This is a genomic window from Desulfovibrio sp. ZJ746, assembly GCF_011039155.1.
GTDB lineage: Bacteria > Desulfobacterota > Desulfovibrionia > Desulfovibrionales > Desulfovibrionaceae > Desulfovibrio.
In genome coordinates this window covers 590,500-615,529 of record NZ_JAAKEK010000001.1, presented here as the reverse complement: position 1 = coordinate 615,529, position 25,030 = coordinate 590,500, and the positions used below count along the sequence as shown (strand labels likewise).

23 protein-coding genes are annotated in these 25,030 nt (G+C 53.1%); 4 read left to right on the top strand and 19 right to left on the bottom strand.

What is annotated here, in order from left to right; genetic code table 11:
* Positions 1 to 149: 149 nt before the first annotated feature.
* From G7Y54_RS02775 to G7Y54_RS02760, 4 genes are all read right to left on the bottom strand, one after another.
* Positions 150 to 698 carry a phage virion morphogenesis protein gene (locus G7Y54_RS02775; RefSeq protein ID WP_165076971.1) on the bottom strand — a complete coding sequence of 183 codons (549 nt, stop codon included), beginning with the start codon at positions 696 to 698 and terminating at the stop codon, positions 150 to 152.
* Between the two features lie 119 nt (positions 699 to 817).
* A complete protein-coding gene (locus G7Y54_RS02770) occupies positions 818 to 2,128 on the bottom strand; it encodes a phage minor head protein (RefSeq protein ID WP_165076967.1) in 1,311 nt (436 codons plus the stop codon).
* Entirely contained in the window at positions 2,118 to 2,267 is a 150-nt protein-coding gene (locus G7Y54_RS02765) for a DUF935 family protein (protein WP_165076963.1), read from the bottom strand. Before G7Y54_RS02765 ends, G7Y54_RS02770 begins: the two co-directional genes overlap by 11 nt.
* Before the next feature lie 187 nt (positions 2,268 to 2,454).
* The gene (locus G7Y54_RS02760) at positions 2,455 to 3,366 is read right to left on the bottom strand and encodes a DMT family transporter (RefSeq protein ID WP_165076961.1); all 912 of its coding nucleotides are present in this window, start codon (positions 3,364 to 3,366) and stop codon (positions 2,455 to 2,457) included.
* 928 nt (positions 3,367 to 4,294) lie between these two features.
* Between G7Y54_RS02760 and G7Y54_RS02755 the strand changes: the two genes are divergently transcribed.
* Both G7Y54_RS02755 and G7Y54_RS02750 read left to right on the top strand, forming a co-directional pair.
* Positions 4,295 to 5,461: a DUF977 family protein gene (locus tag G7Y54_RS02755; protein WP_241159336.1), complete on the top strand. Its 1,167-nt coding sequence runs from the start codon at positions 4,295 to 4,297 to the stop codon at positions 5,459 to 5,461.
* Positions 5,462 to 5,587: 126 nt separating this feature from the next.
* Entirely contained in the window at positions 5,588 to 5,815 is a 228-nt protein-coding gene (locus G7Y54_RS02750; RefSeq protein ID WP_206214874.1) for an antitoxin VbhA family protein, read from the top strand.
* A gap of 340 nt (positions 5,816 to 6,155) precedes the next feature.
* Here the strand turns inward: G7Y54_RS02750 and G7Y54_RS02745 are convergent, their stop codons facing one another.
* The 7 genes from G7Y54_RS02745 to G7Y54_RS02715 form a co-directional block, all read right to left on the bottom strand.
* Positions 6,156 to 6,950 (bottom strand): hypothetical protein, encoded by a 795-nt coding sequence (locus tag G7Y54_RS02745; protein ID WP_165076959.1) that lies wholly within the window; start codon positions 6,948 to 6,950, stop codon positions 6,156 to 6,158.
* A 143-nt stretch (positions 6,951 to 7,093) separates the two neighbouring features.
* Entirely contained in the window at positions 7,094 to 7,411 is a 318-nt protein-coding gene (locus G7Y54_RS02740; protein WP_165076956.1) for a hypothetical protein, read from the bottom strand.
* A 37-nt stretch (positions 7,412 to 7,448) separates the two neighbouring features.
* Positions 7,449 to 10,469 (bottom strand): type I restriction endonuclease subunit R, encoded by a 3,021-nt coding sequence (locus G7Y54_RS02735; protein ID WP_165076954.1) that lies wholly within the window; start codon positions 10,467 to 10,469, stop codon positions 7,449 to 7,451.
* Positions 10,466 to 11,584, bottom strand: coding sequence for a restriction endonuclease subunit S (locus G7Y54_RS02730; protein WP_165076952.1), 1,119 nt, complete (start codon positions 11,582 to 11,584; stop codon positions 10,466 to 10,468). Before G7Y54_RS02730 ends, G7Y54_RS02735 begins: the two co-directional genes overlap by 4 nt.
* Positions 11,581 to 12,120, bottom strand: coding sequence for a Fic/DOC family protein (locus G7Y54_RS02725; protein WP_165076950.1), 540 nt, complete (start codon positions 12,118 to 12,120; stop codon positions 11,581 to 11,583). The genes G7Y54_RS02730 and G7Y54_RS02725 overlap by 4 nt, the downstream gene beginning before the upstream one ends.
* Before the next feature lie 11 nt (positions 12,121 to 12,131).
* Entirely contained in the window at positions 12,132 to 13,694 is a 1,563-nt protein-coding gene (locus G7Y54_RS02720) for a type I restriction-modification system subunit M (RefSeq protein ID WP_165076947.1), read from the bottom strand.
* A gap of 420 nt (positions 13,695 to 14,114) precedes the next feature.
* Positions 14,115 to 14,405 carry a hypothetical protein gene (locus G7Y54_RS02715; RefSeq protein WP_165076945.1) on the bottom strand — a complete coding sequence of 97 codons (291 nt, stop codon included), beginning with the start codon at positions 14,403 to 14,405 and terminating at the stop codon, positions 14,115 to 14,117.
* A gap of 270 nt (positions 14,406 to 14,675) precedes the next feature.
* On the opposite strand from G7Y54_RS02715, the gene traI reads away from it, so the two are divergent.
* On the top strand, positions 14,676 to 16,937 hold the full coding sequence (gene traI, locus G7Y54_RS02710; RefSeq protein WP_165076943.1) for a TraI/MobA(P) family conjugative relaxase: 2,262 nt from the start codon (positions 14,676 to 14,678) through the stop codon (positions 16,935 to 16,937).
* Positions 16,938 to 17,089: 152 nt separating this feature from the next.
* On the opposite strand, the gene G7Y54_RS02705 is transcribed toward traI, so the two are convergent.
* The 5 genes from G7Y54_RS02705 to G7Y54_RS02685 all read right to left on the bottom strand — a co-directional run bounded on the left by G7Y54_RS02705 (position 17,090) and on the right by G7Y54_RS02685 (position 20,498).
* Positions 17,090 to 17,308, bottom strand: a complete 219-nt coding sequence (locus G7Y54_RS02705) for an AlpA family phage regulatory protein (protein ID WP_165076940.1) — start codon at positions 17,306 to 17,308, stop codon at positions 17,090 to 17,092.
* A gap of 124 nt (positions 17,309 to 17,432) precedes the next feature.
* Complete coding sequence (locus G7Y54_RS02700) at positions 17,433 to 18,131, bottom strand: hypothetical protein (protein WP_241159335.1); 699 nt, start codon at positions 18,129 to 18,131, stop codon at positions 17,433 to 17,435.
* A gap of 429 nt (positions 18,132 to 18,560) precedes the next feature.
* Positions 18,561 to 18,935 (bottom strand): type II toxin-antitoxin system death-on-curing family toxin, encoded by a 375-nt coding sequence (locus G7Y54_RS02695; protein ID WP_165076938.1) that lies wholly within the window; start codon positions 18,933 to 18,935, stop codon positions 18,561 to 18,563.
* Positions 18,932 to 19,177: a hypothetical protein gene (locus G7Y54_RS02690; RefSeq protein WP_165076935.1), complete on the bottom strand. Its 246-nt coding sequence runs from the start codon at positions 19,175 to 19,177 to the stop codon at positions 18,932 to 18,934. Before G7Y54_RS02690 ends, G7Y54_RS02695 begins: the two co-directional genes overlap by 4 nt.
* A gap of 202 nt (positions 19,178 to 19,379) precedes the next feature.
* Complete coding sequence (locus G7Y54_RS02685) at positions 19,380 to 20,498, bottom strand: integrase arm-type DNA-binding domain-containing protein (RefSeq protein ID WP_346773627.1); 1,119 nt, start codon at positions 20,496 to 20,498, stop codon at positions 19,380 to 19,382.
* A gap of 79 nt (positions 20,499 to 20,577) precedes the next feature.
* Between G7Y54_RS02685 and G7Y54_RS02680 the strand changes: the two genes are divergently transcribed.
* Positions 20,578 to 20,988 (top strand): hypothetical protein, encoded by a 411-nt coding sequence (locus G7Y54_RS02680; RefSeq protein WP_165076933.1) that lies wholly within the window; start codon positions 20,578 to 20,580, stop codon positions 20,986 to 20,988.
* A 295-nt stretch (positions 20,989 to 21,283) separates the two neighbouring features.
* Here the strand turns inward: G7Y54_RS02680 and G7Y54_RS02675 are convergent, their stop codons facing one another.
* The 3 genes from G7Y54_RS02675 to G7Y54_RS02665 form a co-directional block, all read right to left on the bottom strand.
* Positions 21,284 to 21,475: a hypothetical protein gene (locus tag G7Y54_RS02675; RefSeq protein WP_165076930.1), complete on the bottom strand. Its 192-nt coding sequence runs from the start codon at positions 21,473 to 21,475 to the stop codon at positions 21,284 to 21,286.
* Between the two features lie 162 nt (positions 21,476 to 21,637).
* The gene (locus tag G7Y54_RS02670) at positions 21,638 to 24,781 is read right to left on the bottom strand and encodes a type I restriction endonuclease subunit R (protein ID WP_165077958.1); all 3,144 of its coding nucleotides are present in this window, start codon (positions 24,779 to 24,781) and stop codon (positions 21,638 to 21,640) included.
* 32 nt (positions 24,782 to 24,813) lie between these two features.
* Positions 24,814 to 25,029: a hypothetical protein gene (locus G7Y54_RS02665; RefSeq protein ID WP_241159334.1), complete on the bottom strand. Its 216-nt coding sequence runs from the start codon at positions 25,027 to 25,029 to the stop codon at positions 24,814 to 24,816.
* Between the last annotated feature and the right edge of the window lies 1 nt (position 25,030).

Sequence of the window (25,030 nt, the reverse complement as noted above, 5' to 3'; positions counted from 1 at the left end):
TACTTTTTGGGGGGTGGCCTTGCGAGGAGCTTTGAGGGAAAAGGCGGAACACCCGCGAGAAGGCCGTTAGAGGGGCGTTAGATTTTGCGGAAGGGCGCGGGCGCGGAGCCAAGGCCAGGCGAGGGCCAAAACGCGGCGCAGGGGCGATTTTATTTCTTTGCGGAAAACGCCTCCCGCAGGTAGTCCACGATGATCTCTTTCATGTCCTGTCGGTCTTGCGGGCCAATGCCCAGGAAGCGGCGGCGCGGTATCTCGCTGCCGGGGTGGCAGACCTTGCCCCGCAGGTAGAGTTTGCCATTCCGCCGGAAGGCCAGCGCCCTCTTGTCTTTGGGGCGAATGATATGCGGGCGCGTGATGCCCCCGAATTGATGGATGGCCGCGTAGAGCAGGTTGCTCCCGATGCGGGCGTAGAGGTGGCCGGCCTCGAGCCGGATGCTGCTCTTGAGGTGGCCGTGCCGCTGGAGCATGGTGCCAGTGAACCCGCGCGGGGAAAGCTGCGCCTCATAGTCCGGGTTGAGCTTCACCCATTTTGCGCCAGTGACGGGGTCGGTTTCGCTTTCAAAGGCGCGGTCCGTGGCCTCGGCCATAACCTGCGCCAGGTCCCGCGTGAGGGGCGTGGTATCCTGCATGGCATCGACCACACGCCCCAGGGCGTCCCGCAGTTCCCGGGTATCCAGATTGACTTTGATAGTGACCATGCTTATTCTCTTTTTTAAAGAAGGCTGACGTGTGCGCGAAAGCAGATGCCTGACGGGGCCATATCTGCCTGAAAGACTGGAGCAATGCCGTCAAGTTGGCTCTGGTGACTGACCGCACGTCAGCTTTTCTTTTTAAAAACCAGCCAGCCGCACCTCATGCTGTCCAGCCCCTTGATGTCCCGCTGCATCATATTCCACAGCAGCGAGCCATCACGATTTATGCGTATCACCACAAGAAAGGCATTTTTCCCCGTTTGGAAAAGCCCCACATAGTTTTCCCTCAACTTGCCGTCCTCATGCTCCTTTAACCAAATTTCATAGGGGGAGTGGAGTGTGGGGAGCACAAAGTTGGCATACCGTTCCCTCGCATCCGCCTCCTTCATCACTATATGAGCAAGTTTATCGCGCCATAGTGTGCGCTTGCCCAGGGGCGTCGTAACTGTGAGCAAGCGCGCGGCCCCCGTAAAGCCCAGGGCAGTTGCCAGAATTTGCTCTGCCCCCTCTCTGGTGGCGGCTTTAGGAAGGAGCGCGGGCATGGGCAGGCGTTCTTCGACGGGCACGTCCCGCAGGCGGGGAAGCCCGAGCGCCTTCCAGTTCGTTGCCTGCGTCTGGGGCGGCTCCGGCATATTGGCCTTCAGGTCCCGCAAAAAGGTCTGGCCTGGATTGTAGTCAAAGCCGGCGTCCGGAAAAAAGACATTTCCGTCACCCACCTTGCAGCCCTTGACGGGCCGCATTTCCGGCGTGCCTGTCAGCGGGTTGCGGATGGGCACACCTTTCTCGACCTCTTCCCCCTCCCCGCTTTCCAGCGTGTAGCCGCCGCGCCGGAAGGCACGCTCGGAAAGCGTCTCCACGCGGCAACGGCAATTCCAGCCGTTGGGCGGGTAGAGCGTGCCCCAGATTGGATCGTCCCACCGATAGACGCGGCCGTGCATGGCCGCGTGGCTTGGCCGCGTGCGCGCGTCCATGACCGCCATATAGCGCCAGTAGGGCGCGGCCCGGGAAAATTCCTCCTGCTGCTGGTAACGGCCCGCGTTGTAGGCGCCCTGGAGATTTTGCCGGTAAATGAGGTTGAGGCGCGCCGGAGAGCCGCGCTCGCCGATGCGCACCTCCCCGGTCTCGGGGTTCTTGATCTCGCCCTTGCCCCACCAGCCCTTGCGCTTGAGCGTGGCCGTGAGCGCCTTGCGGAACTGCGCGGCCGTCTGCCCCTCGGCAATGGCGTCCGCCGTGGCGCGCTGGATGTCGGCCAGAAGGTCCAGGCGGGTGACGCCCGCCACGGTAAAGCTGCGGGCGTGGGCCTCGCGCCAGACTTCCTGCCAGCGGAAAGAAATCTTGAGGCCCTTGCTCTCGAAATAGTGGATGGCCTCGCGCGGAGGCAGGCCCATGGCCACGGAGAGGTCCACGCCCGGGCGGGCTCCGGGCTTATTGAGCATGGATGCGGCCCCAGACTTCCGCCACAAACAGGGCGCGCGCCAGAATGTCGGCAAGCTGGCTTGCGTCCATCTGCGGATAGAGTTCGCCCAGGCGCGCCTCAAGGGCCTCCGGGGAAAGACCGGCCTCCAGTTCGGCCATGAGCGGGGCGAGGAGGCCTCGGCCGCTTCCGTCAGCGCGTTGTCGGCCTGCGCCCTGTCCAGCGCTTCCTGGGCGGCGTCATTCGTAGACGGCTCGGCCGTACAGCACTGCTGTTGTGACTTTTATCCCAGCAGCACGTGAAAGAGCCCATATCAAACTGGGATATTACCCCAGCCCCAGAGTAACATCACGCATTTTTTCGAGATTTACCCCAATTTGTTAAGAGCATTCCCACAATTATAACCAGCATTGCTACAGCCTGCGCCCAACGTAAGTGATCGACCCCCATCCAGATTGCCGCAAGAGCAGCCACAACAGGTGTCAGATACTGGTAAAGTGCCACAAGAACAGATCCGATTGCCTTGCTGGCAGGTTGCACAAGAAGATATGCGAAAAAGGTGGGGCACAGAACAATAAACGCGATTTCAAGCCAAGGAACCACCATATCGGATTTCCAAATGGCCATTTCAGGTAGGGCCGGCACTAGAAAAAGGCCGGGGAGCGCCGCGAATAAAAATACCCAGCGCAAGAGAGATATGGGCTTATACTTTTGAGTAGGCTTTTGCAAAATTACCAGATAAATAGCAAAGCACACACCAGCACAGACGGCAAAAAAATCTCCAAGCAAAAGGTTATTCGCATGGACTGTTGCAGTATGATCTGTCAAAATCACAAGGGCCGCCCCCACAAAAGAAATGGCAAGCCCAGCATACTCTGGTAAGTCAGGCCTGCGATGTAAAAAAATAACCTCTATGAGCATGACAAATGCCGGCTGTAAGGTCATTATTATCGCTATATCGATAGCACTCCCATAATTTAGGGCGATTACAAAAAGATAAATACAGCCAAAGAGCCCAAATGCGCCCCCGATAATAATTTTTATAAAATCTCTTTTTTCAATTTTATCATTCTTGATGAATAAAGAGCTGAGCCAGAACAACAGGCAGGCGCCCAGAACTCTGAATGCGGCTACTCCTTCCGAACTCATAAAGTCAGGAATTAATGCCTTTGTAAAAGGATAATTGACCCCCCAAAAAATAGTGGCAGCCAAAATGCAGGCATTGCCATAGAGTATCTTTTCAAGCGTATTTTTAGCCATTACGTCACCTGATTTGTTCCACTGTTTTAGCCTATCTCGCAAGAGACAGATGATGGAGAGTTCTCACCTTTTTGCATGAGCATACAATTTATTATACACAGTGAAATCCCTTAAAATATTAATGCCAATCGCTTTACTGTCTAAGAAAGCTTGATAAGTGTTTACACTATTCACGTAGTATCGTTCACATATATTAATATGTTTTGGGCACCTTGGCAATGGTCCTCATGCTGCCACCTTGTCGCAGGGGCTGGCATAATGCGGCAATGACAGGCTAGTGATGATAGCCTCGCGACACATTTTGGGCGTCGTTTGCACTCTCCCCCTCCGCCCACGGGCGTGCGCAAAATAGTCAGGTGGCACCTATTGAACCATGCGGTGGTAGCTTGTGCTGGAGGACTCGGCGAGTACCCAAGATTTCGTTGTACACCAAATTTCCGGGTACCGTACAGTTGGGTGGGGGCTTAAATCTTCTGCCGCCAATGGAGTTCAAGGTGACGGATTTTTCGAGCCTCATGTCGTCCATGTCGGCACATACCGTTCCCAATACCCTTATTTTTGTTTGCTCCCGTTCTCTCGCGCCAGCCGGCTTACCCTACCGTTGCCCCAAACGCTAAGTCCCGTAAGGCTTTTTAGACCCTTCGGAACTTTTGGCACTATCTAGTGGTGCGAAGGGGAGACTCTTTTATTTTTGTATCTATTTGATATAATTGATGTAAAAAATATTAAAAATTTTTCATACCAGTTTCCGTACCATCAAACTTAAAGTATTATAGTACTTATTATCTATACCTGTCAACCATATTTATATTTTAAAATCCACTTTTGTCCATCTACGTCTACAGTATTTCACCTTTAAATCTACTGCGCAAGAGTAATCCACACTCCCCTCCGTTGCTGACCATACACCGGAGAACCGGCAACCACCGTGACGCGCATTTTGATGCTCGTGGTCATTGTCAGGGGCTGGACATACTCTGACATATGCTGCGGATTTTTAGGCTTGACCAAATGGATGTTTTTGGATGATTTATTGGATATGCTTACTGCTGATAATCTACACATCACCTCGGAGATGCTCAGGCTCATCGCCCAAATTGACGAATTCAAGGGCGCATGGAGGGCATTGGGCACTCTGGCGCCGGAGCGCCTTACTGCCCTACGCAAGGTGGCCACCATCGAAAGCGTCGGCTCCTCCACGCGCATTGAAGGAGGGAAACTTTCTGATCGGGAAGTCGAAAACCTTCTGGCCAACCTTTCCATTCAGACCTTTGCCACGCGCGATGAACAAGAGGTGGCAGGGTATGCGGAAACCATGGAACAGGTTTTTCAATCGTGGGAATTTATTCCCCTGACAGAAAACCACATCCGCCAGCTTCACCGAGATTTGCTGCGACACAGTTATAAGGACGAGCGCCACAGGGGCCAATATAAAAATGCTCCCAACAGTGTTGCCGCTTTTGATGCCCAAGGGCGACAGATTGGCATTATCGTAGAAACGGCAACGCCTTTTGAGACGCCACGGCTCATGCAGGAGCTTGTGGAGTGGGCTAATGCCGCGCTGGAGGTGCGCGACCTTCATCCTCTCCTCGTCATAGGGATTTTTATCGTATCGTTTTTGGCAATTCATCCTTTCCAGGACGGTAACGGCAGACTCTCGCGCATTCTGACCACACTTTTGTTACTAAGGTGCGGATACACCTATATCCCCTACAGTTCACTGGAAAGTGTTATCGAGAATAGCAAAGATGGGTATTACCTGGCTTTGCGGCAAACTCAATCAAGCATCCGGACGGATTCACCGAACTGGGAGCCGTGGCTGTTATTTTTTCTCAGGGCCTTGCACCAACAGATGAAGCGCCTCGAAAGAAAAATGGAGCAGGAGCATATTTCTCTGGCTGCTCTGCCCGAGCTTTCACTCAAAATTCTGGACTATTCTCGTGAGCATGGACGTGTGACATTGAAGGATGTGGTCGCTCTGACGGGCGTAAGCCGCAATACTCTCAAAGAGCATTTTCGAAAGCTGGTAGCCGCCGGCCAACTTGCCATGCACGGCAAGGGCCGTGGGGTTTGGTACACCCGAAAGGGGGATTAGGATTCTATCAGCTTTATTTCGTATAACCGGAATTTAGCACGTAAGAGCCATGCCTCCCGTCTGCTCACCCTTGCTGGCTCAAGTTCCCCCTGATATGATTTAGGACAAGCGCCAAGGAGCATAAGGATGCCCTACATGCCCATCCCCATAGATCGCGAAGCCCTGACCATTATGGATGTGCCCTTCCCCTCTCTGGAAGCCTGGGAAAGCGCGGCATCTGCCATCGGGTCAAATATGTTCGAGGGCTACGAGCCAACTAGGCGAGGCATTGAAATCATTCGCGACTATACGACGGGTAAAATCAGCTTTGATATGTTTATTCGTGCGGCGCGAGATAAAGCATATGCAAAATAGGCAATTGTCAACAGCTGAACTAGGAATTCCTTGAGGAACACACTTTTGTTAGTGTCGCACAGGCGTAGTTTCAAATGTAGACTCACGAATAATGCTTGTCCGTGAACCAGCTGACCGGCGACGTAGAGAAAAAGCTTCTGGCCTCCTTCGCGAAGAAGGTGCAATTTGCGGTCGAATTATACGGGTGAGGAGATCACCAGCAAAGAATATTAGAACTTTTATTGGAGGAATTGACCAGAGTCTGCGTAACTTCGCAGAATACCTATTAGTAATTATGGATACAAGTTTTCAGTAGTAAAAAATTTTGAGTGGATATAGATTATAACTAGGGAAAAGCTTACTATGTACATCTTTGTTTCACTGCGTAGACAATAGTACGTCCCCTGCTAATAGTTAATTTAATAAGCTCGCCAAGATGTATTGATAGCTTAGGATCACTCCCAACCCATCCTTTTGCAACAAGTACTGCGAATTCTGTATTGGAAAGATATCTACCAACATTATCAAAGCTGACTCTTTTACCGCCATGTGTGCCGACTATTTGTTTGGATGAATCAAGAATTTTCCAATATTCCAAAGGCAGATACATTCCCTGACTAAGAGATAGGGACTCAGGAGCGAAGTCCACACGCGGACAAAGTTTTAAGAAAAATGGATTGCTGTGTAGTCTAAAGTCAGCACAAGAGCTTGGGCCGGTTTGGTCCCACCCAGCTATTAACTCCTCCATTCGGCTAATCTCGGTATATAAATTTTTATCAGGTCTGTAATACTTACCGTCTAGCATTTTATACTGAACAAAAACAAAACTATTATATGTTTCATTATAGTATATTAAGTCAGCTCCTGTAAGCTGCTCTAAGGGTAATTTATCAGCATAAATAACTGTCATCTTTTCAGATGGTGATAAAAATATTGCAGTCCCTTTGAATTTTCCAGAAAGCGCGCTAAATCCTGGTAATTTTTGAAAATCATTCATAATGACTTGACTTTCTTCACTCCTTTGCACTTCTAATCCATCAAGAAAGCAAGATGGTTTTTGTGAGGGTACCCATTGCTGGATTATCGTTTTATCAAAATCTTGTCCTGCTAATAAAAAAGCCGTTAGTAAAGCTTCTTTCTGTAACGCAAGGTTCATCTTCACCTGCTTAGAAAATTTATTAATTAATGATTCAAAAGATTCAGTAAAGCGAAAAAGGAGTTGATAAGTATCTGAATCTATTTCTAATAAAATTTGTATAATATGGTTAAGACTCGCTTTTGTCAGAATTCCACCTTCTTTCAGGGTTCACACAAATAGTTTTTGGTAGTTCTCTTAACTCCTTCGATAATTTTATCAATACTTATAGGGTGATTGAGTTTTACAACGTGATATAGATTTACCCTTCTAAGGTTTGTCCCCGCCATTTTACCTGCATTGCCCAAAGAAATGTGCGTCATATAGTCTGAATCAAATACAAAACACAAAAGAGGTGTTTTGTTTCCATGTGTAAACCATGGAACAGGCTCTGAGAAAATAAGATTATCAGAAGATAGGTCATTTAATAGTTTTATACGCGACTTTTGGAGCTTAATAACTAACCCATTGACCCGTTCCATAGCAATTCCCACCGACAGTTAATCTGAAACTAAAGATTTAGACAAGCCCTATATACTTCTCAAAAAATGCCTTCAACCGCTCAATACTTCCCTTCTTCTTTTCGCTGCTCGACTTATCAAAAGGATTTGTCGGAGGCATGATTTTCTGGATACCTTCGCCCAAGGTTTTCAACTCCCCACTCTGGAAGGCGCTCTCCAGGAATTTTCGGGTTTCCTCCGGCTTCAGGTGGTCTTGTGTGATGAGCGCGTCCAAGTCAGCTTCCTTCCGTTCGCGGACATAGCGCTGCCATTCCTCGGCAACGGTAGCGGCCACATTGATATTTTCAATGAAGCCCTCAATCAGTTCCTTCTTGCTGCGAAGCTCAATGCTCGAATTGACCGCCGAGTTAATGGAGGCCAGAATAGTCTTGTCCTTGCAATGCGTTTCCCGATATTTTTCAACCAGCATGAGGATATAGTCAATATTGATTTCCACCTGCCGCACGAGTTCCATTTCAAAAATAATATCGGAATTGATGTCTTCCTTCTCGACCTTGCCCTGCCGGTGTTTCTGGTACAGGTCGAGGTAGATGCTCTGGTAATCCTGAAGTTGGCGCGGCGTCAGGATTTCATTGCCCTTGAAGTCATCAAACGCCGTCAGGATATTCCGCAGCCGCAGAATATGGCCGAACAGGACGATGAACTCCTTTTCCAACTGTTCGCCAACGATGGCCCCTTCATCGGGAAAGGCCGCCAGCAGCTTGGCTATCAGCTCGCTGTAGCCCTCCGAGTGCTTCACGCTGCCATCCGGCTTTTCCTCGTCAAAGCCGTTGTAATAGTCGGCATAGGTCTTGAGCAGGACAACGCCGCCCGCGTCCTTGTCGCCAAACAGGGCGATGGCTTCGTCCGTCTCCTGCTGCAAGTCGCGGAAGCAAACGATATTGCCGAAGGTCTTGACCGAATTGAGGATGCGGTTGGTGCGCGAATACGCCTGAATCAGGCTGTGATGCCGCAGATTCTTGTCCACCCACAGGGTATTGAGCGTGGTGGCGTCAAAGCCTGTGAGGAACATGTTGACCACCACCAGCAGGTCGATCTCCCGTTTCTTCATCCGCAGCGACAAGTCCTTGTAGTAATTTTGGAACTTGTCTCCCGAAGTGTCATAATTGGTGTTGAAGGTCTTGTTATAGTCGTCAATGGCCGCGTCCAGAAAATCGCGCGAAGTCGAGTCCAGGCTCTCGGTATCGAAGCTCGTGTCCTCCGGGTCCGCCTCATTGGGGTTATAGCTGAAAATAGTGGCTATATTCAGGTTTTTCCGCCGCTCGGCCAGTTGCTTCTTGAGTTCCTTGTAATACGCCATGGCCATGGGAATGGAACTCACCGCCAGAATGGAGTTGAAGCCGGCCAGCCGCTTCCCTTCGAGCGAGTAAAAGCTGTTGCGCTTGGTCTTTTGGTCAAAATGCTCGATGATATAATCCACCACTCCTGCCACGCGCTCCGGCGCGACCAGCGCCTTTTCGCTGTCAATGGCCTGTACCTTGTAATCTTTCACGCCGTCGGCCATTTTCACCGTGTTGATATAATCAATACGGAAGGGCAGCACGTTGCCGTCATTGATGGCGTTGACGATGGTGTAGGTGTGGAGCTTGTCGCCGAAGGCCTGTTCCGTGGTTTTCAGCAGCGGATTGCCGCCCTGCCCCGAATTGACCGCAAAAATGGGCGTGCCCGTGAAGCCGAACAAGTGATAGTTCTTGAACGCCTTTACGATGGCCATGTGCAGGTCGCCGAACTGGGAGCGGTGGCACTCGTCAAACACCAGCACCACGCGCTTCTGGAAAATGGGGTGTCCCGGATTGCGGCTAATGAAGATGCCGAGCTTCTGGATGGTGGTGATAATGATGCGGCTGTCCGGGTCGCTCAGTTGCTTTGTCAGCACCGTTACCGAATTATTGCCGTTGGCCGCGCCCTTTTCAAAGCGGTCATATTCCTTGATGGTCTGGTAATCGAGGTCGCGCCTGTCCACCACGAACAGCACCTTGTCCACATAGGGGAGTTTCGTGGCAAGCTGCGCCGTCTTGAACGAGGTCAAGGTCTTGCCGGAGCCCGTGGTGTGCCAGATATAGCCGCCGCCTTCGAGCGTCCCGGACTTTTTGTAGTTGTTAGCGATCTCGATGCGCTGGAGAATGCGCTCCGTGGCCGTGATCTGGTACGGCCGCATGACGAGCAGCAATTCCTCGGTGGTGAATACGCAGAAGCGAGTGAGGATATTGAGCAGGGTATGCTTGGCAAAAAAAGTCTTGGTGAAGTCAACAAGGTCGGAAATAATGGTATTGTTGCCGTCCGCCCAGTAGGACGTGAACTCAAAGGAGTTGCTGGTCTTCTTGCTCCTGCGCCTGCCCCCGGCGGCCTGCTCCTTCAGGTGCGCCTCGCGCGTCGTATTGGAGTAATACTTGGTGTGCGTGCCGTTGGAGATGACGAAGACCTGCACATATTCAAACAGGCCCGAGGCCGCCCAAAAGCTGTCGCGCTGGTAACGCTTGATCTGGTTGAAGGCCTCGCGGATGGCCACGCCCCGGCGCTTGAGCTCCACATGCACCATGGGAAAGCCGTTGACCAGGATGGTCACGTCATAGCGGGCCGCGTGCGCCCCCTCCCCCTCCTCATACTGGTTGATGACCTGAAGCCGGTTGTTGTGGATATTTTTCTTGTCCAGCAGGGTGATGTTCTTGGTGCTTCCGTCATCCCGCGTGAGGTTGATGACGCCCTCCACCTGGAGGCGGCGCGTTTTTTCCACAATGCCTTCATTGGCATTGGCGAGATGCTGGCGGAAAAACGTCTTCCACTCGCTGTCCGTGAAGTGGTAGTCGTTGACTAGCTCCAACTGGCGCCGCAAATTGGCGATGAGGTCGGCTTCCTTATGGATGGGCAGGTATTCGTAGCCTTGGGATTCCAACTGGCGGATGAAGCACTTTTCCAGCTCGGCCTCGCTCTGGTACGAATCCGAGCGCACCTCGGACGGCGTATATTCCGCCACCACGGTGGATTCCGGGCATTGGGCCACCATGTTGAACTTGGTCATTGCGCGGCTTCCTTGAAGGTCAGGAGCTTGTCCCGGTAGTATTCATACTGCTTTTTGCGAGCCTCGATTTCCGCCGGGAGGCCGCTGGTGAGGTCGTTGCACAGCGTGTCAAAGCGGTCGAGGATGGCGACGATGCGGGCCTGTTCTTCGAGCGGAGGAATAGGAACAGGAAAATTATCGAGCATATGACGGCGTATTGATGTCACTGATGCGTGAACCGCATTTTTAGTAATATATGTAAGAAAATTACATTTCATATAGTAATAAAAGAACTTCGGCAGGAGCGCTTTGTCAGTAATGTGGATACGGTAGGCGCGTTGGTGAAGCGCATATTTCCCTTCCGCGAAATGAAATACTTTTCCCACTCCCACGCCATCTCCTGCTGTGATAATCGCAGTTTCATCATATTCCCAATTATTTTTTCTACGAACCTCTTGGGAGCGAACATAAAAAGGGTAAGTCCCATCATCTAATTCTTCATTGGTATTACTATTTCCAGTTCCTATATCTGCTAAATCTCTAAGGAATCGCCATTGTGCACATTTACTATTTTCACGTGATACTTTATCTGGTAAGCCAAAATCCAAAAGAGATTCATTGTAATATTGACATTGCTCCTTTCTCTTGGTAAGCTCTGCCGTAAGCTCTGCCGTAAGCTCTGAAAATGTATTAAGTATCCGGACGATTTCTTCTTGTATTGGCAAAGGGGGAACTGGAATCATCACTTTATTTAGGACTGATTGAGTCAAGCTTGGCACACCACCACCTGTATTCAATTTTTCAATATGTTGGACTTGTAGTGCATAAAAGACATATTTTTCTATTACAATATTTCTATTTATTACTGTATAAAATATAGTATCCACTGTCCAGAAAGGAATATCAACATAGTATAATTTTTCAATGGAACCTTTTCTTGGGAGTAAGACTGAGGGTTTGTCGTAAACAAAGGTATCAATATATGCTATAATTCCTCCAGATCCATAAACAGGAAATGGGCCTCTATTAAATTCCTTATAATCTTTACCATTTTTGATGGTTAATATCTCTGAAAGACACTTGTAAGGCACCCCATCCGGGCATAGCTCCGCCATCAACTCCTCAAGCCGGCTCATTTCTTGTACCCTTCATAAAAATATGATTGTTCAATACCCTTGAAAATCACTTCGCGGTCGTTGATTTTGTCCGTCAACTGGGGCTCCAGCAGCGCGCGCAATTCCAGGTCATTGACCGGGCTGCGCTCCATGGCCTGCAAGTACGCCTCCCGGCTTATGTGCTGCCAGTCCACCACGCGCCGGAGGCTCCGTTTGAGCATCATGTCCAGCCAGATGCGGGTGGCGCGGCCGTTCCCTTCCCTGAAGGGATGGGCGATGTTCATCTCCACATACTTGGCGATGATCTCCTCGAAGGTCGATTCCGGCATTTTCTCGATGACGGGCAGGATTTCTTTCAGGTACAGGCAGTTGGCAAAGCGGAAATTGCCCTTGGAGAGGTTGACCTCGCGCAGTTGCCCGGCGAAGTCGTAGAGCCCGTCGAACAGATAGGCGTGGATCTGTTGCAGCCCCCTGGTTGTGCCCACTTCCATGCGGTCGATGTCGCCGCTTTCAAAAAGGCGCAGGGCGTTTTCCAAGCTGGCCGCGTCAATATCCATGCCCCGCTCCCCTAGCCCTCGATTTCGGCCACGATTTTGTCGATTTCAGCGCGGAGCACCTGCTGCCGGGCCACGATTTCCGCAATTTCCGCGTTCAGGCGGCGGATGTCGATGGCCTCGCGCGTGTCCTCCTGCTCCACATAGGCGCTGACCGAGAGATTATAGCCCTGCTCCTCGATTTCGCGGCTCTTGACCACGCGGGCGAAGTGCGGCACGTCCTGCCGCTTGACGTAGGCGTCGAGAATTTTTTCCGTATTGGCTTCGGTCAGCTTGTTGGAGTTGGTCACCTTGACGCATTCGGCGGATGCGTCGATGAACAGCACGGTATTGTCCCGCTTGGATTTTTTCAGCACCATGATGCAGGTGGCGATGGTGGTGCCGAAAAAGAGGTTGGCGGGCAACTGGATGACGCAATCCACATAGTTGTTGTCTATGAGGTATTTGCGGATCTTGCCTTCCTTGCCGCCCCGGTACATGACGCCGGGGAAGCAGACAATGGCCGCCGTGCCGTCCGTGGAGAGCCACGAAAGCGCGTGCATGATGAAGGCGAGGTCGGCCTTGGACTTTGGGGCGAGCACTCCGGCCTGGGCGTAGCGCGGGTCATTGATGAGCACGGGATTGTCCTCCCCGGCCCACTTGATGGAATAGGGGGGATTGGAAACGATGGCCTCAAAGGGCTCGTCGTTCCAGTGCTGCGGCTCGGTGAGGGTGTCGCCCAGGGCGATGTCAAACTTGTCGTAGCCCACATCATGCAGGAACATGTTGATGCGGCAAAGGTTGTAGGTGGTGATGTTCACCTCCTGCCCGAAGAAGCCGTCGCGCACGTTCTCCACGCCGAGGATTTTGGCGAACTTGAGCAGGAGCGAGCCGGAGCCGCAGGCCGGATCATAGACCTTGTTGACCGAGGTCTTGCCGGCGGTGGCGATGCGGGCCAGCAGCTCGGAGACCTCCTGCGGCGTGTAGTATTCGCCGCCGCTCTTGCCCGCGTTGGAGGCGTACATGCCCATAAGAAATTCATAGGCGTCGCCAAAGGCGTCGATGGTGTTGTCCTGATAGTTGCCGAGCTTCATGTCCTGAACGCCGTGGAGCAGGCGCACCAGCTTTTCGTTGCGCTTGGCCACCGTGTCGCCGAGCTTCTTGCTGTTCACGTCCATGTCGTCGAACAGGCCGCGAAAATTGTCCTCGCTTTCGGAGCCCACGGCGGATTGCTCGATATGGCGGAAGGTCTTTTCCAGCGTTTCGTTGAGATTGTCGTCCTGGGCCGCGTTGCGGCAGACATTGACGAAAAGCTCGCTCGGCAGGATGAAAAAACCCTTGGTGCCGACCATCTCCTCGCGGGCGGCTTCGGCCTCGGCGTCCGACATGTTGGCGTAGTCGAAATCTTTGTGACCAAGCTCGGCCATGCGGGCGTTGAGATAGGCGGTCAGGTTTTCGGAGATATAGCGGTAAAAGAGCATCCCCAGGACATATTGCTTGAAATCCCAGCCATCCACGCTGCCGCGCAGGTCGTTGGCGATATTCCAGATGACGCGGTGCAGCTCCGCGCGCTCCTGCTCTTTTTTGTTGTCGGGCATGGGGGGAAACTCCTGGGGAGAAAGGCTGTTGCGAGTTCTTGAAAATATCAAGAAAATTTCCGGGTTTCAACTTCTTGTCCCATGGGATGGTGGCAGAATTTTGCTCCATTCTTGTTGGATTGGTTGGGTTACTCCATGGCAATTGCCATTTTTTGTTCTCCCATGATAACCGGCTTCACATGGCACCAAATCTGTGTGAGGAATCTGTCACCTTTTTCCTCGCTTTCTTTGCTTCCCACGGAAGTGGATAGCGGGCTCTTTCTTCGCGTTTTTCCTTTTTGAGTTCACCGATTAGTATGTATTCCCAATACCGTATCGGTTCAGTTTTCGACCCGGCTGCCACCTCATTTTCAGCTGAGGGTGTGATGCCTCTTGCCGCCGTGGTATTCGCCGTTTGCCGATGGGGGGCAGGATAATTTCTCACGTCCGGCCCAAGTATTCTCTCAGGGACAAAAACCCTGTTTTCCTATTCTCCTCTACGAGTTCCTGATAGCGGGCAATCAGTGGTTCCGGGATGATTATGGCCGCCTTTTTCAAAAGGACACATAGCTCTTTTGGAGTGTAGCCTTTCCTGAAAGCCCGCTTGAGATCCTTCTCAAGAAATGCTGCAGCCTCCTCGCGGAAGCAGCGAGTATCCTTCACCGGTAATTCCCTTAAAAGCCTCCGGGCAGACCTCAGTTGCTCTGGTCTGATCCTTCCGATTTTTCCCACAGCTACGTCCCCTTTTTCAAAGATTGAGGGCGAGCATAACCAAAAAATTCCCACCCCTGTCAAACTACCACTGCACGTCGGGGGTTCTTCGTGGCAAGATGACACCAGTGCTACGCCCTGGTGTCATCTTGCAAAAGGGGCACGCCCCTCTTGACTCCCCAAGGGCGCTCGGCGCTCCGCTTCTCGCACCCGAAAGGCGAAAGGCAAAAGGCATGGTGAGGTCGGCCAGAAGGTTATGGGTAATCCGTGAAGAACGAGGTCTGCTGTTCAATGATAGTCAAGAAAATTAAGTACACAAAAAACACCAAGCCCAAGGAATGGCAGATCGCCGACTTGGTGGACTATATCCGTAATCCCTCGGTGAGAAATCGAGGCGAAAAAATCGAACATGCGGGAGGCCGTAATTTTATAACCGACACCCATACGGCGCAAAAACTTGAGATGATCGCTCTGGCAAGAGAGACCGTCAGGAGCAAAATGCCGGTCAATCACTGGGTATTTTCCTGGCCAGAAGGTGAGCAGCCCACGCGCACTCAGGTTGATAAATTGGTGGATATTTTCTTGGAAAAAATGGGGTTGAAAGACCATCAGGCCATCTATGGGCTCCATTGCGATACGAGGAATTATCATGTGCATATTGCCGTTAATCGGGTACATCCTGAAACCTTAAAAGTGGTGCGCACCAACAACGGTTTTGACATCAGAGAGGCCCACAAAATCAAGGCGTACATCGAGAAGAAGCAGGGATGGTCGGAGCTGGCGAACGCACCATATGTGTACACGGAAGACGGTGAGTTGGCCGAAAGAAAAATCCTTGGCCCCAGCGTAAAGCCAACCTCGAAAGCCCAAGATTTTGAGCGGGCGACCGGCGAAAAATCCGCCCAAAGGATTGCCCAGAAACGCGCCCACAAACTCATCAAGAACGCAGAGTCATGGGCCGAACTACACGCCGCTTTGAAACAGGCAGGGCTGCGTTTTGAGAAGAAAGGTTCAGGCGCAATCATTTGGGTCGGAGAACAAGCGGTCAAGGCATCTTCGATTGATCGCGCGTTCAGCATGGGAAAGCTATGCAAACGGCTGGGCGAATTTGTGGCCGGAGCGTACGAGGACGGAGCCCCCAGTCCCGCGCCTGAGCCGCTCTATCCGGCCTTGCGGCCCGCATGGGAGATGTACCGAAGCGCGTTAAAGGCCGAGAGGGAAGCCAAGAAGGAACTTGAGGAAAAAGTCAGAGATGAAGTGAACCGCCTCAAAGAACAACAGGCCAAGGAACGCCAGGAAAAGCTGGCCAGGATTGCCAAATATGGAGTACCTTTTTTAAATATCGGTCGCCATTGCCTGAAACTCGAACATGTCCAGCAGTTGAGAGAGCTACGGGCCAGCTTGAGAGCAGAGTTGCCGAGCAGAAGGATAAAACGGTTTTCTGACTGGCTGAAAACCCATGGCAGACCGTTCCATCCACTTCATGCTGTTGCCTATGAGGCCACAGGAAAGGGCAGACACACCCCCGTCCCCCTATCCACGGAAGCCGCGTCATTGCCACAGGCCAAACTGTTCATGGAGTATGCGAAAGCCGTCAATGCTGAGTGCTACCGGGTAACGGCCATTAAAATGGGCGCAAACGGTGAGAAGAAGGTGATGATCCTGGACAAGCTGAACGGGGAGAGCCGTGGTTTCACTGCAGAAGAATTACTCAGGCGGATGCCAGAAATCGTGAAACTGGCTAGACGTGGGGAAAATATCTACTATACCCCCTTGTCCGAGCAGAAGCACCATATCCTCATTGACGATGTGGGCCCCAAAAAGGTCTTGCAGCTCCAGAAAGACGGCTTCAAGCCCGCGGTGTTTCTGGAAAGTTCGCCCGGCAATTGCCAGTGCATCCTCACGTTTCCCAAGTTTCAAGGGGTTTTTGACCGTGACATCAGTAATAGGCTGACCGTCATTCTGAATAAGCGCTATGGCGACCCGAAACTTTCGGGGGCCGTTCATCCGCACCGTGCCCCAGGCTTTGAGAACCGCAAGCCAAAGCATAAGCGAGAGGACGGAACTTTCCCTCGCGTCAGCTTGAGTTATGCCGTCCGGCAGGAGTGCCAAAAAGCCTTGATAGAAGCGCGAAAGATTGAGCAGGCATTCACCACAGCCCAGCAGCAGAGGGAACGACAGGCAAACCTCTTGCCCAGCCTAGCCGCTCAAGGGACGGCCAGTCTTCAGCAAGCCTATTTCAAGCATTGGGAGGACATCAGGGAACATATCACCATCGAGGACTTCTCACGGGTGGACGCCATGATTGCCCTACGCCTCCGCTCTAACGGCCACACTCAGCCTGAGGTGGAAGAAACCATCCGCGCCTGCGCCCCGGCAATCCGTGAAAGACGAGCGGGCCGTAACTGGCAACGCTACGCCGAGCGGACAGCAGCATATGCTTTTGGCTATGCCGGTGATAGGGAGATGGAACGAAATACGCGGTATCGGGAACTTTGGCGGCGCGTTGAGGGAGAGGATGGCGCTGAACAAAAAACACGGATGAGGTTTTGAGCCGCAAGCATTGCGCCGGGGTTAGTCATTTATGCCGCAGCAGGGCTGGAGGTCGTCAGCCAGAACGGCCTCGACCTCCACACCCGCTGTGCATAGGCGCTCGGCAAGTCACGCAGAATTACCGCGTCCACGCTTACGCATGGCGGCACGGGCTACTTGCCACTGCATTCGCCTTTACCCAAACGTTCAATAAGTTCTTTAATGTCTTCTACCCTCCAGGCCGTGGTACGGGGGCCGAGCTTCACGGGCTTGGGATAGCGGCCGGTGCGGCAGCCCTCCCACCATGCGCTTTCACAGACAGGGATATATGCCAGAATCTGGGGCAGCCGGACAAAGCCGAATTCGGGGAGCGACAGTTTGCGTTGAGCCATGGGAAACCTCCTCAAGGTTGTTGGGTTTCAGGAGGTTCTGGCACACCCTGCAAGATTTCCGTGAGGGAATTTGGCGGGAAATAGACGGGAAAATGGGAAAATGCGGGAAAATGGAGCGCAAAAATCATCCTTCGATGATGGTGTAGGTATCAGCTTCTTCAAGGAGTACATTAAATAAATTTCGGTACGACTTAGGATCGCTGTATTCTTTTTGGGTGAACAGACGGCCGAGCCGCGTTTTTCTGCCCGCCCTGGTCTTGTGCCCGGCTTCGGGTTTTGGGGCGCACCAGTAGAACAGCACATGCGCGATCACAGGAGGGGGATAGGTGTCTTTCATGGCAGCGTGGACAGCGTGATCCGGCTTGCCCTTCCAGACAGCCGCCGGAATCCGAAAGATGAGCCTGCCGTCCTCCACCTCCTCCACCACACAGGAGTCCGCCTGTGATTTAGGGACTTCAGGAACGGGGATTTCTGGCGTGGTTTTCGTGAGAATGGACTCCACAAGCGCACGGGTGATGCCTTTTACTTCCACGCGCAAGGGATAGCTGCGGAGAAATCTGATGGCCTCTTCCCGATTGACCAAAATCGTATCACCAAAAATTTGTGAAATAAAATGATACCTTGATGTGGGTATGGCAAATAGTGCTTTTTCACGCAGTGGCGAGTCTGCTTCGTATTGACGCGCGAAGTCTTCTGTATCCAGCCTTCTCAATGAGTCGAACATACTCTGCCGTTCCTCTGGAAATATCGTGTCGATTTCCTCATATGTTTCTTCAAGGATATATTTTAGCCCTTGATACAATGGATTGACGGGAAGATTCATCGAAAGTTTCCGAAAAAAAATTCATAATATCACATCCCAATAAATAGGTATGGAGACGTTTGTCTAACAGACATTGCTGCGGAAGAATGGGGATTCCTATATTATATATGGTCTGATTGCTGTCAGCGAAGTCTTTCCAGTAGGCTTCATGCGCTCTGTGCCATAACTCCACGGGAAAAACGGCATGAGGCCACAGTGCCTGAATGATGGTTTCAACCTCATTCGAGGTCAGTCCGTACGCTTGGCGCACCCTGCCGAGGGATATTTTTTGCTGGTCCAACATGGAGGGAAAAATAGCGCAAACACCATGTTCGGACAATCTAAAAACAGGCAGCGTGAATTTTTAAGAGTATGGGCAAAATGCTGGCTGCAAAAAAGGTCTCCGGCAGAGGATTCAGGAGGCCGTGCATAAGCAGATAGTTTTTGGGTTCAACGTTTGGTGACGCAGGTGCGCAGATCCCGCACCATGGTCTCAAATCGTCCGTCTTTTTCTTCAAGCCAATGCAAAATTCTGTCGTACAGCCATTGGGTATCAGCATCCATGCGGTACCCGTTGATGTCCAGAAAGACGTGACAGATGGCAAAGGCTGCCCGCTTGTTGCCGTCAACAAACGGATGATTGATGAGCAGGCTTTCCATAAGCGCGGCGGCTTCTTCGATGATGTCCGCATAATAGCCGCTTTGCGGCCGAAACAGCGCCGCTTCAATGGCTCCGGGGTCGCGCACGCCAGTGGAGCCGCCGTATGCCCTGATGACTTCGGCGTGGATAGCCAGAACTTCGTGCAGGGTCGGGTACTCCCTCATTTGGCCAGCTCTCGATACAGGCTGTCGTATTGCTCCATACTGTGCCTGAGCGCGTCCATCACATGCCTGCGGGGAGCAGTCCCGGTTTTGCGCTCGATATAGTCGCGCAAGGCCTCATCCACCAAGGCCTGAATCTGGCGACCTTCGCTCGCCGCGATGCTTTTCAGGGTTTGCAGCACGACCGGGTCGGCCTGCGTGGCGAATTTGACCTTTGCCGTTTTTTCTTTCTGAGCCTGTTCCATGTTGATCTCCTGTATCCAGACGATGGCAGGGTATCATGAAATGTCAAGATATATCTTGACGGCTTTCATGAAGAAAGCGTTGAAAGAAGCTCGCTAACGCCGGTTTCCGACAACACGGATACAGGCCATGCGGATATTTGCGGGCAGACACCCGGCAAGAATACCTGCCCGCAAATATCACTCCCCTACTTTCTGATTTGCGTTAGCCCTTGGCGGAGCGAAGCTCGTCCAGATAGTCAGACCAGCGCTGCATGAGCTGCCGACGTTCATCCATATACTCCGCGCGGTTATAGGCCAGGCGCACGGTATCGGGCTCCTTGTGGGCAAGCTGTGCTTCAATCACATCCGAGCGGAAGCCAAGCTCGTTGAGGCGCGTGCTTGCCATCGCCCTGAAGCCATGCAGGGTCATGGTGTCCTTGCCGTAGCCCATGCGCCGCAGAGCCGCCAAAGGTGCGGCATCGCTGATGGGCGCGACCCGCGCGCGGGCGCTGGGAAAAACCAAGTCGCCATTGCCCGTAAAGGCGTGAAGCTCGTTCAACAGGGCCAGCACCTGCCTGGAGAGCGGCACAACATGCTCGCGCCGCATCTTCATGCGCGAAGCAGGAATGACCCATGTGGCTTTTTTAACGTCAAATTCATTCCAGTGGGCAAGCCGCAATTCCGAAGGCCGCGTGAACACATATGGCAGGATTTTCAGGCAATAGACAACCGAGGTATAGCCCACATAGGCGTCAATATCCCGTAAAAGCTGCCCGATGTCGTCCGGGAGGATAACGGCGGCGAAATGCGTCCGCTTCACAGGGGTCAGGGCTTCGGTGAGCCCTGCGGCCACATCGTATTTGACGCGGCCAGTGATGCGGGCATAGCGCGTCACCTGCCCGCACAGGCGCATGAGCTTATGGGCGGTTTCATTGTGGCCGAGGCGCTCCGAAGGTTCAACAACCCGCAGAAAGTCCGCTGGCTCAAGTTGCGTGACGGGCTTGGCCCCAATGGCCGGGAAAAGAATATTTTCCAAGTAGCGCTGCAACTTCTGCGCGTGTTTTTCGGAAAGCGTCGGCCCGTGCTTGGCGAACCATTCCCGCGCCACATGCTCGAAGGTATCCCGCTCCTCCCGCTCTTGAGCGGGCTTGGCTTCCCTGGCCTGCTTTTTCTCCTCACCCGGGTCAATGCCCTTGGCGAGCAACTCTCTGGCGGCGTCGCGCCGTTGGCGCGCATCCTTCAGCGAGACGGCCGGATACGCCCCGAAGCTCAATAATTTCTGCTTGCCCTCAAAGCGGTAGGCCATGCGCCATAATTTGCTGCCTTTCTCCGTGACATGCAGCTAGAGGCCGCCGCCGTCAGAGAGTTTTTGCACCTTGCCGTTGGCCTTGGCGGTGCGCACAGAGGCATCCGAAAGCTTCATGTTGGTACCCTCCAAAATAGTCCAGAAGTGTGCGGCGAAAACCAGAAAAATTCACCTCCATCCTTTTGAATTCAAAGAAGATTTTTATGAAGCTGGTATTTCGCCCTACCGAAATGGCGTGGTGGTATTGGTACCCGTAGATTTACCAACGATTTTTGAGGGTGTCCACGTGGGTACTTGGATTTTGCTGGACAAAAAGAGAAGGCCGAAACCACGTTTTTCCAGTGATTTCGGCCTTCTATGGACTATTTTGGACGTCTTTCTGGTGCGAAGGGGAGACCAAATCGCAAGACCTATCGCACTGGAATCAAAACTAAACCATGTGGAGGGCGTTTGTAAATACCGTTCCGAGTACCGTCAACTGTTTTTTATGGATAGCCTGCTGGACTTATTGAAAAAATTTCTTTGAGTTTGCAGTCTGTAAATGGGAACTCAAGACTAATAAATTCAAATGGTTATTGAGGTTAAAATTGATGTTGGGATGATATGTTATCAGTTCAATTCTCATATCAAGAACCTAAATGAAATATTTTTCACTAAATATTCAACATGGTTATCAAATAGTTAATTCTCAGAATCATAAATCCGTCTTACCATACTGGCAGGTAGCCACGGCTCAAAATGAGACCCTAATTGGAAGCTCCTCCGAAACCAAGCTTGCGATGTTTAAGCTGCGGTGCCTCGGCAAAGCCGGGGCATCGACACTAAAAGGATGGAAAACTCTCCCCTCCTATCTGCAGAAGGACTATGCCCTCCAAATTATTTTTCTTCTTTTTGTCTGGCACGGGGACAGTTTCAATCACAGTCGTCCCCGGCCTTTTTTTAGCTTCTTTGAGGGGTATAAACTGTCCATTCCCAGCATCCCTACCAACCTTTCTTGTCTTTCCATTAGCCATGACTATCCTCCTGAATTTAGAAGAGGTACACCATAAAACGATTGACACATTCCTCTCTAATAAATTTTAGATAATCATCCAGAAATGGAAGACAAGACCCAAAGTAGCATTCCGTTCAAGTTAAAATAGAATGCCAAGAAATTTATTGCCATCTCACATATTTTATATTTGATTCATACCCTCCGCCATCAACTCGGCCTGCTTCATCACCGTTTCGGTAGCCAGCTCCTGCATATCCGGCGGGTAGCCATATTTCCGCAAGGTGCGCCTGATGATGACCCGCAAATGCGCCTGCACATCCTCCTTGATGTTCCAATCAAGAGAGGCGTTGGCGCGCACTTTATCAGTTAGCACCACGGCAAGCTCGCGCAATTTGTCCTTGCCCATGAGTTCGCGGGCGGAGTCATTGTCGGCCACGGCCATGTAAAAGGCGTACTCATAATCGGTGAGGCCCAGCTCCCCGGCCTCCTTGTCGGACTCGCGCACCTGCTTGCCGATGTTGATGATTTCGTCAATGACCTCGGCGGCGGTGATGATCCTGTTGTGATAGCGCTTGAGCGCCCCGTCCAGCAATTCCAGGAGCTTCTTGCTTTGCAGCAGGTTCTTCCGCGAGCGCGCCCGCAATTCGTCATTGAGGAGCTTCTTGAGCACCTCCAGCGCGATGTTCCTGTGCGGCATGTTCTTCATTTCCAGCAGGAACTCGTCGGAAAGGATGGAAATATCTGGCTTCTTGATGCCCGCCGCGTCAAAGACATCAATCACCTGGTCGGAAACCAGCGCCTTGTCGATGACCTGCTTGATGGCGCTTTCCATCTCCGCGCTGCTTCGGGCACCGTCGCCCCCGCCGTCAAACTTGGCGAGCCGCGCCTTCACATCCTTAAAAAAGGAAACCTCCCTCGCACGCGCCATCGCCTGCGGGTGAGGCACCGCCAAAGCATAGGCCGCGTCAAGGGCCGTCACCGCGTCCATAAACCGCTTTTTCCCGTTCTCCAGCCCGAGAATAAACTCCTCGGTCTCAAGAATGATTGCCAGCTTGCGGGACGTATCGGCCGTGAAATATTCCTGATACGGAAAACCATGCAGCAGCGCCGCCGTGACCTCCAGCTTCTCCAGCATGATGTCCACGGCCTGCTCCTGCGTCTGGGCCGGATCTCCCTGGCCCCCGGCCTCACCATAAAAGGCGAGCGCCCTTTTCAGGTCAGCGGCGATGCCCAGGTAGTCCACCACGAGGCCGCCGGGCTTGTCCCCAAAGACGCGGTTGACGCGCGCAATGGCCTGCATGAGCGTATGCCCCTTCATGGGCTTGTCCAGATACATGGTGTGCAGGCAGGGCACATCAAAGCCGGTGAGCCACATGTCGCAGACAATGACCAGCCGCAGCGGGTCGTCCGGGTCTTTCATCCGCGCGGCCAGTTTCTGGCGTTCCCCCTTGGTGGTGTGAAACTTCGCCAGCTCCGGCCCGTCGGCGGAACTGGCCGTCATCACCACCTTGATCGCGCCCTTTTTCAGGTCGTCATCGTGCCAATCGGGCCGCAGGGCAATGATTTGCCCATAGAGAGCGGCGGCGATGGGCCGCGACATGCACACGATAAGCCCCTTGCCGGAGAGGACGGCCTGCCGCGCCTCGAAATGCTCCACAATATCCCGCGCAATGGTGGCCAGGCGTTTCTCGCTGCCGATGAGCGCCTCCAGCCGCGCGCGCCTGCTGCGGGCCTTGTCCGCCTGTTCCGCGTCCCCCTCCTCCAATTCCTCGTCCAGCTCACTAATGAGCCGCCTGCCCTCCTCCGGCAGTTCTATCTTCGCCATGCGGCTTTCGTAATAAATGGGCACCGTGGCCTTGTCTTCCACGGCGCGGGCAATGTCGTAAATATCTATGTAGTCGCCGAAAACCGCGCGGGTATTGGCATCCTTCTTTTCAATGGGCGTGCCGGTAAAGCCGAGATAGGTGGCGTTGGGCAGGGCGTCGCGCAGATATTTGGCAAGGCCATAGACGGTTTTCTTGCCGATGACCTTTCCCTCGCTGTCGCGCACATTGGCCTCGCGCGCCTTGAAGCCGTATTGGGTGCGGTGCGCCTCGTCCGTGATGACCACGATATTGCGCCGGTCGGACAGCAGCTCATGCGTATTTCCGTCTTCGGGCAGGAATTTCTGCATGGTGGAAAACACGATGCCGCCGGAGGCCACCTTGAGCAGCGTCTTGAGGTCTTCCCTGCTTTCCGCCTGTTTCGGCTCCTGCCCCAAAAGCTGGGCCGATGCGGCGAAAGTGTCGAAAAGCTGGTCGTCAAGGTCGTTCCTGTCCGTCAGCACCACAATCGTGGGATTATTCAGCAGTGAAACGATCTTGCCGGAAAAGAACACCATGGAAAGCGACTTGCCGCTCCCCTGCGTGTGCCAGACAACGCCGCCCTTGCCGCGCCCCGCGTCGTTGCGCCGCGCCGCCTCCAGCGTTGAGGCCACAGCCTTGTTCACCGCATAGTACTGGTGATAGGCGGCGATCTTTTTCACGGTCTCCACGCTGGCCAGCCCCTGCGCATCCTCCGTTTTCATCTTTTCAAACACCGTGAAAAAGCGGATGAGGTCCAGCAGGGTCGCCTTGTTCAACATACCGTTGATGAGCACCTCAAGCTGGCTTTTCAGGCGCGGCGCTTCTTTGGAGCCGTCCTCGCTTTTCCATGCGGAAAAGCGCGAATACCCGGCGGAAAGCGAACCGGCCCTGGCCTCCAGCCCGTCCGAAATGACCAGCAGCCCGTTGTAGGCAAGGAGCGACGGGATGACCTGCTTGTAGGTCTGCAACTGCTGATAGGCGCTCGTGAGGGTGGCGGATTCGCTCGCCGGATTCTTCAGCTCAATGACTACCAGCGGCAGCCCGTTGACAAACAGCACCACGTCCGGCCGCTTGTTCACATTCCCTTCAACAAAGGTGAACTGGTTGACCGCCGTGAACTCGTTGTTCTCCGGCGTGTTGAAATCCACCAGCCACACCTTGTCGCCGCGCTCCGCGCCGTCTTTCTGGTAGCTGACGGTCACGTCCCGCGTGAGAAGCTGGTGAAACGCCTCGTTGGTGGAGATGAGGTCCGGGCCGGACACGCGGAGCACCCGGCGCACGGCTTCCTGCCGGGCTGCGGCGGGAATATGCGGGTTGAGCCGGTCCACGGCCTCCTGCAGCACGCCTTCCAGAATGGGGCTTGCCAGGGAGGCGCGCAAGGGCGTTGTCCCGTCCGGCGCAATATCCGGCCCGAAATAGCGGGCATAGCCAAGCGCCTCCAGGCGCTCCAGCGCGAGTTCCTCGATATCCGCTTCGTGCATCGGGCTCACGGTCGTTTTCTCCCCGCTGGTGACTATTCCGTAGCTGCCTTTGCCTCATGCTCCGCCGCCCAGGCCATGGCTGAGGCGTTGAGCCTTTCCAGCCCCTCATCGTCAAAACGGGTGCGCTGCCACTCTGTATAATCAAACCGCTCCCGCAGCACGGCCGCGATAAACTTTTCCGCGTCAACGGTGCCCAGCTTTTCCACAAGATACCGCATGCCCCTGTCCATCAGTTCTTCAGTGCTCATG

Excerpts from the sequence above, each read along its gene's own strand:
- G7Y54_RS02775 (WP_165076971.1), bottom strand. The coding sequence starts at position 698 with ATGGTCACTATCAAAGTCAATCTGGATACCCGGGAACTGCGGGACGCC.
- G7Y54_RS02770 (WP_165076967.1), bottom strand. The coding sequence starts at position 2,128 with ATGCTCAATAAGCCCGGAGCCCGCCCGGGCGTGGACCTCTCCGTGGCC.
- G7Y54_RS02765 (WP_165076963.1), bottom strand. The coding sequence starts at position 2,267 with ATGGCCGAACTGGAGGCCGGTCTTTCCCCGGAGGCCCTTGAGGCGCGC.
- G7Y54_RS02760 (WP_165076961.1), bottom strand. The coding sequence starts at position 3,366 with ATGGCTAAAAATACGCTTGAAAAGATACTCTATGGCAATGCCTGCATT.
- G7Y54_RS02750 (WP_206214874.1), top strand. The coding sequence starts at position 5,588 with ATGCCCTACATGCCCATCCCCATAGATCGCGAAGCCCTGACCATTATG.
- G7Y54_RS02745 (WP_165076959.1), bottom strand. The coding sequence starts at position 6,950 with ATGAACCTTGCGTTACAGAAAGAAGCTTTACTAACGGCTTTTTTATTA.
- G7Y54_RS02740 (WP_165076956.1), bottom strand. The coding sequence starts at position 7,411 with ATGGAACGGGTCAATGGGTTAGTTATTAAGCTCCAAAAGTCGCGTATA.
- G7Y54_RS02735 (WP_165076954.1), bottom strand. The coding sequence starts at position 10,469 with ATGACCAAGTTCAACATGGTGGCCCAATGCCCGGAATCCACCGTGGTG.
- G7Y54_RS02730 (WP_165076952.1), bottom strand. The coding sequence starts at position 11,584 with ATGAGCCGGCTTGAGGAGTTGATGGCGGAGCTATGCCCGGATGGGGTG.
- G7Y54_RS02725 (WP_165076950.1), bottom strand. The coding sequence starts at position 12,120 with ATGGATATTGACGCGGCCAGCTTGGAAAACGCCCTGCGCCTTTTTGAA.
- G7Y54_RS02720 (WP_165076947.1), bottom strand. The coding sequence starts at position 13,694 with ATGCCCGACAACAAAAAAGAGCAGGAGCGCGCGGAGCTGCACCGCGTC.
- traI (WP_165076943.1), top strand. The coding sequence starts at position 14,676 with ATGATAGTCAAGAAAATTAAGTACACAAAAAACACCAAGCCCAAGGAA.
- G7Y54_RS02705 (WP_165076940.1), bottom strand. The coding sequence starts at position 17,308 with ATGGCTCAACGCAAACTGTCGCTCCCCGAATTCGGCTTTGTCCGGCTG.
- G7Y54_RS02700 (WP_241159335.1), bottom strand. The coding sequence starts at position 18,131 with ATGAATCTTCCCGTCAATCCATTGTATCAAGGGCTAAAATATATCCTT.
- G7Y54_RS02695 (WP_165076938.1), bottom strand. The coding sequence starts at position 18,935 with ATGAGGGAGTACCCGACCCTGCACGAAGTTCTGGCTATCCACGCCGAA.
- G7Y54_RS02690 (WP_165076935.1), bottom strand. The coding sequence starts at position 19,177 with ATGGAACAGGCTCAGAAAGAAAAAACGGCAAAGGTCAAATTCGCCACG.
- G7Y54_RS02680 (WP_165076933.1), top strand. The coding sequence starts at position 20,578 with ATGTTGGTACCCTCCAAAATAGTCCAGAAGTGTGCGGCGAAAACCAGA.
- G7Y54_RS02675 (WP_165076930.1), bottom strand. The coding sequence starts at position 21,475 with ATGGCTAATGGAAAGACAAGAAAGGTTGGTAGGGATGCTGGGAATGGA.
- G7Y54_RS02670 (WP_165077958.1), bottom strand. The coding sequence starts at position 24,781 with ATGCACGAAGCGGATATCGAGGAACTCGCGCTGGAGCGCCTGGAGGCG.
- G7Y54_RS02665 (WP_241159334.1), bottom strand. The coding sequence starts at position 25,029 with ATGAGCACTGAAGAACTGATGGACAGGGGCATGCGGTATCTTGTGGAA.